Raw genomic sequence first — 12,569 nt, forward strand, 5'->3', positions numbered from 1 at the left:
ATTTATTATAATTTATTGATTGATAAATCCGAAGATATCAGTGCATGTCAAGAAATAACTTATAGAAAAGCGAAACAACGAACGTTTAGGATCGGATAAAAGAGAAGGGCTATGCTTAATTTGGCGCACTATCGATTATTTTGGCGCTGAATCAATTTTTGGTCTTGCTTTAGGGGCGATATTTTTAGTTTTTGGCACCCTTCGTTGCGGCCACCGGGAAGGAGCCACCTTGTTTGGATTTATATTTTAAAATCAAGCTTGAATAAGCGGCAAGCTCGGTCATTATTAAGACGGATCGGACGTAAGAGTAGGGCAGGTGTCCGTCCAGTCCCAATTGTCGGCCAAACCAGCGCCCGTTAGATTTATTAGGGTAAAAACCCTACTGTATCTCGAATGCTTATTGGATTACCATCTGGATCAACACACTTGATTTTGGTCCCCCAATCATTCTCCAGTAACCTGGCATTTGGATCGTGAGACAAGACGGTTGAAAAAGCACTTTGTGCGTCATTAACGTTAAAACGTAAGATGGTCGGACATTGAGAAACGTCTTTTTCTGAAGGCGAGGTTACACTATCAGTTTCGATCATAAAATAGCCAGTGCCGAATTCAAGACAAGTTAATCTAAAGTCGCCATCGACTTTTGAATACTTTTCCTTTAGTTCAAAAAGTGATTTATAGAAATGTCGCATTCATCAAAGTTGCTGACATTTAAAATCACACGATATTTGTCTATGTCCAAAGCAACCTCCGTGCAAATTAGTGGTGAAGCCTAAGGCCTCTAGAATCGGGCGCAGTTTTCTTGGCCCGCTTGCTTACTAGTTAGACTCTCTATTGACCCGCTGGATTTTATTATCGCCCTGCAGGAGGCTCCCATTGCTCTACCTTATTCCCCTCTGGATCAATGACCCAGCCGAATTTGCCAAATTCTGAATCCTCAGTCTTTTCTATAACCTCACAACCTTCCTGGAGCAAAGCTTCTATAAGACTTTAAAGATTTTCAACCCGATAGTTGATCATAAAAGAGGCATTGCTCGGAGCAAACTGATCACTGTCTGCAGGAGCGATAGACCATATCGTAGAACCACCAACGGGAACGCCCTGGTCATCAGACCATGTAAAAGCGGCACCTCCCCAAACTTGAACATCAACGCCCAAATGCTTTTGATACCAGGTACGAAGAATCTCAGTCTCCTTCGCCTTAAAGAAAATCCCGCCTATACCTGTTGCTCGCTTCATCTTTGTCTCCCTAAAATGTTTCGATGTTGTCTTCTAGCCTTACGTCTGTCTAAGGGCTACTGAAGGAATTCCTATTGCCGCTTTTGGTTAGGCATTCTTTGTCTCCGCTAAAAATGATCCTGTAGACGATCTGTGATGGGGTAGGGCACCGACAAATCTAGCCCGTAGAGTTCGAGATTATTCATGGCCTTGTTGAACCAAGCCGCTGCGCGGCAAAGTCATTAAATCCCAAAAATAAAGATAATTCCTCTACGTGCAAGCCCGCACGACGACTAGAGGAATATCTTTATGAACAAAGCACAGCAGAAACGATACGAGTCACTGTACCGCAAACATCTTAGCGCGCTTAAACGTCAGGGGAAAGCCGAGTCTACCATTGATGTCTACAGCCGCGCGATTCGCCGCCTCAGTGACTATTTCGACTGCCCTCCTGATGTACTCAGCAAAGAGCAACTCGAAGCCTATTTCGAGTCCCTAATCTCTACGCACTCCTGGTCTACCGTCAAGGTCGATCGTAATGGCATTCAGTTTTTCTACAAACATGTCCTAAAACAAGAGTGGGATTGGCTCTCTATTGTTAAGCCCCCGCAACCCAAAACCCTGCCCGATGTGCTGACCTTGAATGAGATTCAACGGCTACTCAATGGCACTCGGGAGCGGCGCTATCAAACGTTTATCTTGGTGTGCTTCAGTATGGGCCTGCGCTTAGCAGAAACCTTATCGATCCAAGTTCGCGACATCGATGCCGAGCAGAATCTGCTGCACGTCCGCCAGGCCAAAGGCCTAAAGGATCGGTACGTGATTTTACCCGAGTTAACGCTGCAAGCCCTGCGCGCCTACTGGATTACCCATCGTAATCCAATTTGGCTATTCCCTCGCGGCAAAACCCGTGATGAGCGCTTTGCTGCCGATACGCACATGGATCGTGGCGGCACACAAAAGTCCTTCAAGACGATTGTCGCCGATGTCGGTATCCACAAAGAGGTCAGTATTCACACGCTACGCCACTGCTACGGCACTTTGCTCACCGATGCAGGGGTTGGGTTACGCTCCATCCAACAACAGATGGGCCACGAATGCCCCAAAACCACAGCTCTGTATACACAATTATCGCGTGTGACCCAAACCGATACCGATCGGCGCATTAATGGCCTGATGGCGAAACTGCGCATTCAGTGGGGCGAGTAACATGACCCTCCAAGAGATTATTCACCGTCACAAAGACCGTTTTCTCGCCCAATATGGACACACTCTTACCACGGATCAGTGGTCGGCACTGAATGCCATCGACGGTTGCCGACAAGGCCCCTATGGCGAGGTGGATTGGCAATGTGGCAGCTGCCATCATCAACAATCGTCACTCAATTCCTGCGGGCACCGCAGTTGCAATCAATGTCAAAACACGAGCACTCAACATTGGCTAGCTCGCCAAGAACAAAAGCTACTCCCCGTGACCTATTTTATGGTTACCTTTACCTTGCCCAGTGAATTGCGTTCCTTGGCCAAAGCCCAAGCCAAGCAGGTTTACTCGTTACTGATGGCAGTCGCTGCCGACACCTTAAAAACCTTCGCCAGTAACGATACCTCGCTGAACGGCGATCCTGGCTTTTGCTCGGTGTTGCACACCCACACCCGCCGCTTGGATTATCATCCCCATGTGCATGTGGTGGTACCGGGCGGAGCAATTAACGCCCGACGGCGTGAATGGCGAAAAACCAAAAGAAAATACTTATTTAACGGCAATGCACTGGCCCAAGTGTTCCGTGCCAAATTCTTAAAAGCACTGACCGCCGTCGGACTACAACCACCACGCACACCCAAGCAATGGGTGGTGCAATGCAAAAATGTTGGTCGCGGCCGCTCGGCCTTGCGATATTTATCCCGCTATTTGTATCGGGGCGTGATCAGTAACAACAACATTTTAGAAGACGATGGCACCAATATCACCTTCCGCTTTCGCGACAGCGAGAGCCATCAATTTAAAACTCGTACCGTGAGTGCAGAACATTTTATTTACCTGGTGCTGCAGCACACCTTACCGAAAGGCTTTCGGCGGGCTCGCGATTACGGCTTTTTACACGGCAACGCCAAACACCAGTTGCGCGTTGTGCAATGGATATTCCGCGTTGCTTTACCCAGCACTGAAACCAGAAAACCACCGGCAAAACCAAGCTGCCCTCAATGCCAATCAGTCATGCGTTTTGTTGTATTTAGGCCGGCCATTTACGCGTCGGGGTAACCGCTTGGGCAGCAATCACAACCCTAAACTCACTCATTGATAGGAGGAGAAAAACGCACCATTAGCCATTTTTTCTAAATCACCCTGACGGGTGAGTCCTGCGCTCGCCTGCAAAAAAATGTCGATGCGAAAAGCATCCTGACAGGTCAATCCTTCGAGTTATTTATTTCCTATTAATAGAAACTTCCGCGCGCGCTTGGGCTGGTTCAACAATGGGATATGTCGCGGCTGCGCGCGACATATCCTTATTTGTTATACATTCTGTATAATCTTATCTATTTTAAAGCCCTCAATTGGCTCGGGTGCCACAAAATATTTTGTAACCGCTTCGAAGACCTCAACTGTATCTGTTGCTGCTCTTTCCGGTTTTTCTTTGCGCCTTTTGGCAATCTGCTCAAGGCAAATATTGTTCGAAACTTCAATATATATCAGCAGGTGAGGCGCTTCGATTTCTGAAAAAATAGCCTTGAACCATTCGCGCTGAGAAACGGTATTGGCGGGAAAGTCCATGACAACATCTGTTCCCGTAAGTAAGATAGACTGTACTAACTTTTTCATTTGAGGCTTAATTAAATTTGAAAATTTAATATAGTCTTTTAATGACCTTACTTGATTTGGGTAAAGTGATTCCAGCCACTCATCCTCGGAAAGTAACACCGCATTCCTTTCATGAGCTATCGCGGCTGACTTGGTTGATTTTCCTGAGCCCATCTTTCCACAGAAAAATATTAACTCTCCTGTTTTCATCCCCGATCTCATTTTATGTTTAACAGTAGTCGATGAAGCGTGCCCGTATTATCTATGGCTTCACTCTTACAATAGCTAGCTTATTCTTGAGCATTATAATAGTCGGTTGCCCTTGAATGACTTGTTTAGGCACTCGCAGAATGCCCTGTGAACGAAAATTTTAACCTTAATGCCGCCAACAGCGAGGCTATCCAAGAGTGAAAAGTCAAAGTGACTGGACCGATTGGCTTTTTAGACTTTTTTCTCTGACCAATAACCAAGCCTGTTATTATTGGCAGATATTAGTAGCCCAGGCTCAATTAACGCAGATATAACGAAATGTGCAAAAATACACGGCGCTAAACTACGCTCACCAACCCAATAGATAATGCCTAATACTATCCCCAATAAAAACGTTGAAAGAACCGCGTTAATGCCTGCTTTTACATTTCTAATTCCCCAGATAGCGTGGGCAACCCCAAAAGCAATACCAGAGGCGAGTATTTGAGCAACTATAGAGAAATCACGATTATTCAAGTAATCCATTACCCATTTTCTGAAAATAATCTCTTCAACGACTCCAGCGCATATAGCTGCAACGATCGTTAGCAGTTTCAATCTGTCGAACATGAACATGTAGTGTTTCACATCCGAAATACTGGCAGCGCTCCAACAATAGAACAATATTGTCAAAGTGGCCAAAGCCCAGCTAACAAATGTTCCTTGATTTTCCCCTGCAAATCCCATGTAGGTAAGAAATCCGGAAAAATCGTTAACTACATTAACTACTATAAAGGAACCCATAAAAATAATGAGCATTCCTAGAATGATGTATATATTTTTATTTTCCATAAGGCCCGTGTGTACGATAGAAAGCGCGCATTGTGGTGCGGGGCAGGCAAAGCGCAGCTTTGTCTGTCCGTTGACTACCTTGTTGGTTGCTTTACAATGAATAAACCATAAACATAACGCTAAATGGTAGGTGGGGGAATTGCTTAGTACCGTTTTCTTTAAAACCCAACGTTAAATACCAATCTTTGAGGGCTGTGTACTCAGCGATAATTCCGATACTAATCGTTGAAATGCTGCGAGATTTTGCATGTTGCAGTACATGGTTTACAAAAGCCTCACCAATGCCTTGCCTTTGATGATCAGGTAAAACTGATAGCCTATTATGGTATCCAACATCCTTGTTAGCGTTTTAAAAGCTACACACCCTAAAGGAGTATCTCCCTTTTTAAAGATAAAATAAATTTCACCACGTTCGAAATCAGTACCTGCCCATTGCTCGGTGTAGAATGATGGATGCTTAGGGTTGTTTTCTTTATTGATATGAAACTGCTGGGCTACAGTCCAATTCGAATCTCTTATGATTTGAGAAAGAGTGAGAGAATCACTTTTTGATGCTTGAATAATAGTCATAGCTTCCTGCTAACATGACAGTTGACGCGGTAGACACTGGCTATAATAGAACGCCAGTATATTTTTGTCCAAAGCCCGCAAAGGAACGGGCAGGGTGGTTAATCCTGATACGTGCTTGTTACAAGCTCGTAGGTCAAAGCCGTATCTTTTTTTACGAAGCCATTTCTCTTAGAGTTCAAACGCACGATTCACCGAATTATTGGTAAAAATAGCGCTCTCTAGATTGCAAAATCATCCATTAAAAAAACCATAACAGTTGTCTATGAGGTATACGCGTTTTGTGCCGAAGCGAAGAATTCTGCTCAAATACCCTGAAAATTATAGTAAATATTGAAAGAGCAGATAGCAGTGCGATTTGATAAGTGCCAACTGGACTCGAGCAAGGATCGGTTGCACTCAGCTTTTGACCATACGAAGTAATACCTGACGTGACCTTGTCTCGATTTGCGATCCTCGACGCCAGGCTAGCCACGGCTCATGAAACTGTAACAAAAATGTAATGTCTATAGACGCAGTACCGGTAGAAAAGTAGTATACGTCTTGTAAGACTCCTGCCCCAAGTCTTCACACTGTAGAGTAGATCGAAGAATCAGAGGTATTTTCGATCTGATAGCTATTAGGCCTACCAGTACCTCCTAGGTATCGACGTGAAAAGGGGATTTTCCAACGGTGCAAGGATTACCGCATACTGTGCGCGCTTCAGGCAACGTGGTTTCTGTGCGCGACGAAGAGCATGGCCGCATCGCTCTAAAGGTTACTCCAGACGTTTTGGAGGCCTTCAACAAGCCACTGTCCATGGATGTAATATCCGCTTTATTGCGTGCAGCGGGATTGCCCTACCTAGATCAAAACATCAAAGCCGATCCATTTTACGACGGATATGCGTCCTTTCAGAAATCGGGTTATTTGGTCATTAATTTCACCGGTCCTGAGTGGGTAGGGATCATTCATCAACTCTTCCATGCACCCGCGATATTGGACGTCTATGGGTATGTCAACGAGGAGCACGGTCTCTCCGGTGAATTACTAGCCCGCAGCTCGATAGGGCACAGATTTGTCGGCTATATCGACGTCTTTGGTTCCGACCGTATCAATAAAGAACTCTCGAATCTGACCGTAGCAGAATGGTCAAATCATGTACCAGAGCCACTTAGAGAGCTCTTTCCGATGATTTCATTCAGAACTCAAAAACAGACTTTGAGCTGCCTGAAGATATCGATAAAGCGCTCAATCCTCTCTCGAAAAATCGTCATTAAGAGCAACCTGGAAACGTTGTCATTTCTAAAAGACTATTTGGATGAGGTATGGCGCTATTATAAATACAGCGGTTTTTGGCTATATTCCAAAAGCCTCTTCTGCTTAGCTGACCTGCCGACGTTACAAAAGTCGATAAATGACGCAGTGCTTTCCAAGAGTTCGTCCGTCGTCATCAGCAAATACGATTTGGTCATTCTACGAACCGCCCTGATGAAAGAGGGGATTCGTCAGCGTCTTTACGATCATCACGATCCGGAATTTTGTTCCCAATGTGACGAAAATACCATCGATAAGATCGCCAGCCTTTTGAAGGCCAACCACTCGAGTCCCAGGAGTAACATAAATACCACCGAGTCGACGTCTATCGATCGGTTGCAGCGGTCGCCAGAACTTAGTGATTATTTCTGGTACCTCATCGAAGCAAAAAATCGAAGTCATGACGCACGGGGCGCCATATCCAGCATAAATACCTTCCTGTGCTTCGATAACACTGCAGAAGAAATCGTCGTTAGAAGAGAACAATTGTGCTTGATTCCAATTCCTCTTGACTCAAAATCTTACATCTATTCCAAATGGAAGCTTGAGCTGAGCGAAAACGCGACTCTATATCAATATGTTCTCCTCATCGCCGTGAAAGCGTTGAAACGCGCCAATATCATGGATAACCAAATCTTTAATGCTGTTCACCAATATGGCTGCGATACCTTAGAGAATGAACTCTATGAACCCGAAGATTTATCTGAGGAGTAGGTTTGAGTCCTTCTCTAACCGTAATCATTGAAAATCGTAATTTCAGTTAGACAGATTAATCGATTCCGTTCGTACAGAGGATACCGATGATCCTGTTCCTCTCGATCACGGGGGTTTATCTTTTCAGTTTCAGCCTTGTTCCATGCCAAGTCCTTTCCTCTACCAACGCGTTTGCTCATTGGTGCTGTTTTTGTCCTGCTGTGATGGCAGGTTTTTTTGTTGTGCTTTTGACAGCGGTGTCTTTAATACTGGCGCCAAATGAGCAAACACGGTCTATTAATCAATCAAATCAAAACGATCAATAAAATTCTAGTAAGTAAGTATAAACCCCTAAGGGAAAGGGCTTATCCATTAGTCTAAAAATTAGACTAATGTCTAAAACTCGACTATCGACAGGTCTCTGTCGTTGCCCTAATTTTGGCGCAATCTAGGTCGCCTCCAAAAAAATAATTGCGTCGTTCAGCTTTAAAGCAGTTCGAAATAATCGAGCGCCTTTCAGAACTTCAATCACAATTATCAGACGAGGCTTACTATGGCACTGATTCAACGCAAGCATGGGGAAGAGCACCCCTATTGGCCCGCCGGGCCATTCAAAATCCGGCTACCTTTCATTCACTACCGCTGGGAAATAGCAGAAACCATTCAGGCGATGATCATGTTTGTCGTCGCTATGGCCATGATTCCGCTGTTGGAAAAATATCTCGGATTACCCTACGACGTGGCGCTGGCCTATGTGGTTGTTTGTGGTGTCGGCTTTATGCTACCGACGCTATTGGGAACGCCTTTCGTGCCAGGATGGATCACCCCGGCGATTCCTGTAGTGCTGTTGTTTATCGGCCAGTTTGAGCCGGGTCCCGATGCCATTCGGGCGCTGGTTGGACTGCAACTGGTGGTGACCTTTATCTTTTTCTTCCTCGGTATCACACGCCTTGGAACCAAGTTGGTAGATTTATTCCCCAGTTCCATGAAGGCGGGCATTCTACTGGGTGCCGGTATCGCCGCAATCACCGGGGAAATCTCCGAAGGTGGTCGTCTGGCGACAACGCCTTACGCGCTGAGCATTGGCTTTGCCGTCACCGCTTATACGCTGTTCTCACTGTCGTTTCGTGACCTGATCGAAAAGCATCGCTGGGCCAAAGTTATTTCCGGCTACGGTATGGTTCCGGGTACCCTGATTGCCATGGGCATTGGCTGGATCATCGGTGAATACCCGTTGCCTGATATACAGTTTGGTCTGACTACTCCTGCTTTTGGTGAAATGATCAATTACCTTCCTTTCACCGTTGGCTTTCCTGATTTTAGTATCTTCTGGATGGCGATTCCGACCGCTGTGATTGCCTATATCATCGCCTTCGGTGACATCATTGTGGGCAAGTCGTTGCTGGACCGTGTTGACCATCTGCGCCCCGACGAGAAGATCGAACTGAACGTTGACCGTGTGCATATCATCACCGGTATTCGTAATCTGATTCACTCCTTCTTTGCGCCTTATCCGGGTCTGGCTGGTCCGCTGTTCACCGGTGCTATGGCGACTATCGCTGAGCGCTATCGTTACGGTCGTTCCGCAATGGACACCATCTACAGTGGTGCCAGCGTTTTCTGGATTGTCGGTTTCATCGCGTTGTTCATGTTGCCGCTGGTGACACTGTTCAAGCCGGTATTGCCCATTGCTCTGTCTATCACTCTGCTGATTACCGGTTACCTGTGTATCAGCGTGGCGGTTGAGCAAGTGGATAACGCCACCTCTATGGGGGTTGCTGGCACCATGGGCGTGGTTCTGGCGGTCTACGGTGCTGCCTGGGGTCTGGCGGCGGGTGTTGTGCTTTATTTGCTGATCGAAAAACGCAGCAAAAAAGCACTACGCGAACATGCCGGAGAAGAACCGGAAGAGCCAATCCATATTGCAGAAAAAGCCGAGGATTACGGCAACGCCTGAGGCGTCTGACTGCTGATCGTTAGAAATGCAAAAGCCGATACTCGAAACGGTATCGGCTTTCTCGCACGAATTTATTCTATTGTTCTACAGGAGGCTCCCATAGCTCTACCTTATTCCCCTCTGGATCAATGACCCAGCCGAATTTGCCAAACTCCGAATCCTCAGTCTTTTCGAGCACGTTACAACCTTCCTGACGTAGAGCCTCTATAAGACCTTCAAGATTTTCAACGCGATAGTTGATCATAAAAGAGGCATTGCCCGGAGCAAACTGATCACTGTCTGCAGGAGCGATGGACCATATAGTAGAGCCGCCAATGGGAACGCCCCGGTCATCAGACCATGTAAAAGCGGCACCTCCCCAAACTTGAACGTCTATTCCCAAGTGCTTTTGATACCAGGCGCGAAGAATCTCAGGCTCCTTAGCTTTAAAGAAAATCCCGCCTATACCCGTTACTCGCTTCATCTTTATGTCCTTATAAAGTTTCGATGTTTTTTTCTAGCTTTACGCCTACCTAAGAGCTGTGGAACGTAAGTCTTATTGCGGATTTTGGTTAGGCATTCTTTGTTCCCGCTAGAAGTGACCCTGCAGCTATATAAAGGGAGCCAACAACGCCATTTTGATACCGATAGATGTTACGGGAAGAGAGCAATGCGCCCAGCTTGCTCGATAAAATTGCGTATGTCGAGTCCAACACGACAGCCATTAATAAGAAAATTGCCGAAAGAAACATGATTTGATAAGAATAAGGGTCGGCCGGTGTAACAAACTGTGGTAAAAACGCACTGAAGAATAGAATTGTCTTAGGGTTGGTCAAGGAAACCCAAAAGCCCCTTTGGAAAGAGCCGACGGCCGAAATGTGATCGGGCTGTCCGCCGCCATGAATGGCGTTTAGGATTTGCCTTATACCAAGAAAGATAAGATAGGCAGCACCGATCCATTTTAACCACAGAAAACCTTTCGTTAAGCTTGAAACAATAACTGTAGTTCCAAGCCCAGCAATTAATAGTTGGATGACCATTGCGGTACTTGTACCTGCGACAGTTTGCAAGCCACGAAGACGGCCATGAACAATACTGGTCGATATTATTACCAGAACATTTGGGCCAGGGACAATGATCACACCCGCAGAGACTAAAATGAAGAGCAGTAATTCCATAAACTGAACTCTCTAGGTTTTTGGAGGCTTAATGCCCCAACTATTGGCAGCCAGACGGAAGCGAAGCGCAATGTAGGATTCATACCATTTAAAGCGCCCGAATTCCTGAGCCAAGGAGTGTACTGACTCATTTTCTACTGCTTAGTTGTGACTCTTTTTTTACCAACAGAAAATTGATATTTCTAGATCTTCTTCTGTGGCTGCAATGAAAGCTAAACATCTGTATTTCTAAAAGATGCTCTCTCTCACCCAAGAAACTGTTTTAGCATATGCTTCGTCCTGGATGCTTGGTTTTGTGCGAAAGATTACATGGTGCTCAAAATTCCTTATTTAGGGTCGCAGTGATCTTCCCTGCCGAACTAGTCGAGCGGTAGCAGGGGGCAACCGATGCACTTTTCGTCCAGGTACTTGTGTCCGGGTTGTTAGATTATTCACTGCCTTTCATTTGCAAGCCTTAAACCTAATCCGATAAATATAAAACCCATGGCGTTTTTTAAATATTTTGAGATCCGACTTGTTTGCCGTAGGCGTTTAGTAACAGAATGAGAAAAAATGACTATAGCCAAGTTGATTGTCAGTGCTATCAGATTGACCGTTATGCCCAGCAACAAAAGTTGGCCAAGTGTATTGCCTTCTTCTGGTTGAATAAATTGTGGCAGTAAGGAAACAAAGAATATTGCAACCTTTGGGTTGAGTGCGTCACTAATAAAGCCCTGCCAAAATATTGTTTTGAGAGTACGGTAGTCTTTGTGATTTTCATTCAGTTTAAGCGTGGATTTTGATAAGATGGCCTGGAGCCCAATATAAATCAAGTAAGTCGCTCCACACCACTTGAGCAGCGTAAATGCAAAGGATGAAGTCGCAATAACTACCGAAATACCCAAGATAGCAGCTGTAAGATGAAAATAACCGCCAACATTCATTCCCACTGTAGCAGCAACACCAGCCTTTTTTCCCTGAGCAATCGTTCGAGATAATAGATAAATCATATCTGGGCCGGGCACAACACACAAAACGATGCATGCCACAATAAATATTAAGTAATTATCGATAGTCATCGACTACTCCGTTTAAAATCTGGCGAATTAGCCTCAGCAAGTATCGCTTGCTGAGATCCAGACCAGCCTTGATGGCAGATGGTGATACCGTTTACTATGTTTTTGAACCTACGCCAAAGCGCTGATAAAGCTAACCCCAGATATACAAAAGTGCAACATGCGAACTAACATAGTGATAGACGACAAGCTTATGTCTGACGCCTTAGCCGCCACTGGCCTTAAAACCAAGAAAGAAGTGGTTGAAGAAGGTTTTAGGGCATTGATTAAGCTGAAGAAGCAAGAGGACATACGCGACTTGAGAGGCAAGCTAACGTGGGATGGCGACCTTGAGGGGATGAGAACGGATTGGTGATCGTCGTTGATACCAGTGTATGGATTGATTTTTTCGATGACAAGCCCACTACCGAAATTGACATCTTATACGCCACTTTGGGTAACCAAGAAGTTGAAATTGGCGATTTGATTGATTTCGACATATTGCGAGGCTTTCGCCTCGGCCCTGATTGGAAGACCGCCAAAAAATACCTCTTGAGTTTACGGCAATACAAAATATTGAGTGCGGAACTTGCGGTGAAGGCAGCAGATAATTTCAGGAAACTACGGGCAATGGGAACAACTATAAGAAAAACGACAGATACATTTATTGCCACATTTTGTATTGCCGAAAACCTTCCTCTTCTCTACACCGATAAAGATTTTATTCCCTTCACTAAATATTTAAAATTACACTCTATTTTGCCGTCAATATCAGGCCTGCCACTAAATGGATTTCGTGTATAAGACTT

General features: G+C 45.3%; 14 protein-coding genes. 6 read left to right on the plus strand and 8 right to left on the minus strand.

Annotated elements, in window-relative coordinates:
* Nucleotides 1-990: 990 nt before the first annotated feature.
* A complete protein-coding gene (locus ACXAFR_RS21155; protein WP_475180651.1) occupies nucleotides 991-1,239 on the minus strand; it encodes a hypothetical protein in 249 nt (82 codons plus the stop codon).
* Nucleotides 1,240-1,527: 288 nt separating this feature from the next.
* Between ACXAFR_RS21155 and ACXAFR_RS21160 the strand changes: the two genes are divergently transcribed.
* Nucleotides 1,528-2,427, plus strand: coding sequence for a site-specific integrase (locus tag ACXAFR_RS21160; RefSeq protein ID WP_475180654.1), 900 nt, complete (start codon nucleotides 1,528-1,530; stop codon nucleotides 2,425-2,427).
* A gap of 1 nt (nucleotide 2,428) precedes the next feature.
* Nucleotides 2,429-3,478, plus strand: a complete 1,050-nt coding sequence (locus ACXAFR_RS21165) for an IS91 family transposase (RefSeq protein ID WP_475180655.1) — start codon at nucleotides 2,429-2,431, stop codon at nucleotides 3,476-3,478.
* Nucleotides 3,479-3,730: 252 nt separating this feature from the next.
* On the opposite strand, the gene ACXAFR_RS21170 is transcribed toward ACXAFR_RS21165, so the two are convergent.
* The 4 genes from ACXAFR_RS21170 to ACXAFR_RS21185 all read right to left on the minus strand — a co-directional run bounded on the left by ACXAFR_RS21170 (nucleotide 3,731) and on the right by ACXAFR_RS21185 (nucleotide 5,626).
* A complete protein-coding gene (locus tag ACXAFR_RS21170) occupies nucleotides 3,731-4,225 on the minus strand; it encodes a P-loop nucleotide/nucleoside kinase family protein (protein ID WP_475180657.1) in 495 nt (164 codons plus the stop codon).
* Between the two features lie 231 nt (nucleotides 4,226-4,456).
* On the minus strand, nucleotides 4,457-5,056 hold the full coding sequence (locus ACXAFR_RS21175; RefSeq protein ID WP_475180659.1) for a CPBP family intramembrane glutamic endopeptidase: 600 nt from the start codon (nucleotides 5,054-5,056) through the stop codon (nucleotides 4,457-4,459).
* 91 nt (nucleotides 5,057-5,147) lie between these two features.
* Nucleotides 5,148-5,339 carry a hypothetical protein gene (locus ACXAFR_RS21180; RefSeq protein WP_475180883.1) on the minus strand — a complete coding sequence of 64 codons (192 nt, stop codon included), beginning with the start codon at nucleotides 5,337-5,339 and terminating at the stop codon, nucleotides 5,148-5,150.
* Nucleotides 5,321-5,626, minus strand: a complete 306-nt coding sequence (locus ACXAFR_RS21185) for a hypothetical protein (RefSeq protein WP_475180661.1) — start codon at nucleotides 5,624-5,626, stop codon at nucleotides 5,321-5,323. Before ACXAFR_RS21185 ends, ACXAFR_RS21180 begins: the two co-directional genes overlap by 19 nt.
* A 690-nt stretch (nucleotides 5,627-6,316) precedes the next feature.
* Here ACXAFR_RS21185 and ACXAFR_RS21190 point away from each other — a divergent pair.
* Nucleotides 6,317-7,633, plus strand: a complete 1,317-nt coding sequence (locus ACXAFR_RS21190) for a hypothetical protein (protein ID WP_475180662.1) — start codon at nucleotides 6,317-6,319, stop codon at nucleotides 7,631-7,633.
* A gap of 532 nt (nucleotides 7,634-8,165) precedes the next feature.
* Nucleotides 8,166-9,569 (plus strand): solute carrier family 23 protein, encoded by a 1,404-nt coding sequence (locus ACXAFR_RS21195; protein WP_475180664.1) that lies wholly within the window; start codon nucleotides 8,166-8,168, stop codon nucleotides 9,567-9,569.
* A 76-nt stretch (nucleotides 9,570-9,645) separates the two neighbouring features.
* Here ACXAFR_RS21195 and ACXAFR_RS21200 read toward each other — a convergent pair whose 3' ends face one another.
* From ACXAFR_RS21200 to ACXAFR_RS21210, 3 genes are all read right to left on the minus strand, one after another.
* Nucleotides 9,646-10,032, minus strand: a complete 387-nt coding sequence (locus ACXAFR_RS21200; protein WP_475180665.1) for a VOC family protein — start codon at nucleotides 10,030-10,032, stop codon at nucleotides 9,646-9,648.
* Nucleotides 10,033-10,120: 88 nt separating this feature from the next.
* The gene (locus ACXAFR_RS21205; protein WP_475180667.1) at nucleotides 10,121-10,726 is read right to left on the minus strand and encodes a LysE family translocator; all 606 of its coding nucleotides are present in this window, start codon (nucleotides 10,724-10,726) and stop codon (nucleotides 10,121-10,123) included.
* A gap of 431 nt (nucleotides 10,727-11,157) precedes the next feature.
* Complete coding sequence (locus ACXAFR_RS21210; RefSeq protein WP_475180669.1) at nucleotides 11,158-11,784, minus strand: LysE family translocator; 627 nt, start codon at nucleotides 11,782-11,784, stop codon at nucleotides 11,158-11,160.
* Between the two features lie 157 nt (nucleotides 11,785-11,941).
* Here ACXAFR_RS21210 and ACXAFR_RS21215 point away from each other — a divergent pair, with 157 nt between their 5' ends.
* Nucleotides 11,942-12,136: a type II toxin-antitoxin system VapB family antitoxin gene (locus ACXAFR_RS21215; protein ID WP_475180670.1), complete on the plus strand. Its 195-nt coding sequence runs from the start codon at nucleotides 11,942-11,944 to the stop codon at nucleotides 12,134-12,136.
* Nucleotides 12,133-12,564: a type II toxin-antitoxin system VapC family toxin gene (gene vapC / locus ACXAFR_RS21220; protein ID WP_475180885.1), complete on the plus strand. Its 432-nt coding sequence runs from the start codon at nucleotides 12,133-12,135 to the stop codon at nucleotides 12,562-12,564. Before ACXAFR_RS21215 ends, vapC begins: the two co-directional genes overlap by 4 nt.
* The last annotated feature ends 5 nt before the right edge of the window (nucleotides 12,565-12,569 follow it).

The organism is Pseudomaricurvus sp. ABR4_320 (genome assembly GCF_056159445.1).

Excerpts from the sequence above, each read along its gene's own strand:
- ACXAFR_RS21155 (WP_475180651.1), bottom strand. The coding sequence starts at position 1,239 with ATGAAGCGAGCAACAGGTATAGGCGGGATTTTCTTTAAGGCGAAGGAG.
- ACXAFR_RS21160 (WP_475180654.1), top strand. The coding sequence starts at position 1,528 with ATGAACAAAGCACAGCAGAAACGATACGAGTCACTGTACCGCAAACAT.
- ACXAFR_RS21165 (WP_475180655.1), top strand. The coding sequence starts at position 2,429 with ATGACCCTCCAAGAGATTATTCACCGTCACAAAGACCGTTTTCTCGCC.
- ACXAFR_RS21170 (WP_475180657.1), bottom strand. The coding sequence starts at position 4,225 with ATGAAAACAGGAGAGTTAATATTTTTCTGTGGAAAGATGGGCTCAGGA.
- ACXAFR_RS21175 (WP_475180659.1), bottom strand. The coding sequence starts at position 5,056 with ATGGAAAATAAAAATATATACATCATTCTAGGAATGCTCATTATTTTT.
- ACXAFR_RS21185 (WP_475180661.1), bottom strand. The coding sequence starts at position 5,626 with ATGACTATTATTCAAGCATCAAAAAGTGATTCTCTCACTCTTTCTCAA.
- ACXAFR_RS21195 (WP_475180664.1), top strand. The coding sequence starts at position 8,166 with ATGGCACTGATTCAACGCAAGCATGGGGAAGAGCACCCCTATTGGCCC.
- ACXAFR_RS21200 (WP_475180665.1), bottom strand. The coding sequence starts at position 10,032 with ATGAAGCGAGTAACGGGTATAGGCGGGATTTTCTTTAAAGCTAAGGAG.
- ACXAFR_RS21205 (WP_475180667.1), bottom strand. The coding sequence starts at position 10,726 with ATGGAATTACTGCTCTTCATTTTAGTCTCTGCGGGTGTGATCATTGTC.
- ACXAFR_RS21210 (WP_475180669.1), bottom strand. The coding sequence starts at position 11,784 with ATGACTATCGATAATTACTTAATATTTATTGTGGCATGCATCGTTTTG.
- ACXAFR_RS21215 (WP_475180670.1), top strand. The coding sequence starts at position 11,942 with ATGCGAACTAACATAGTGATAGACGACAAGCTTATGTCTGACGCCTTA.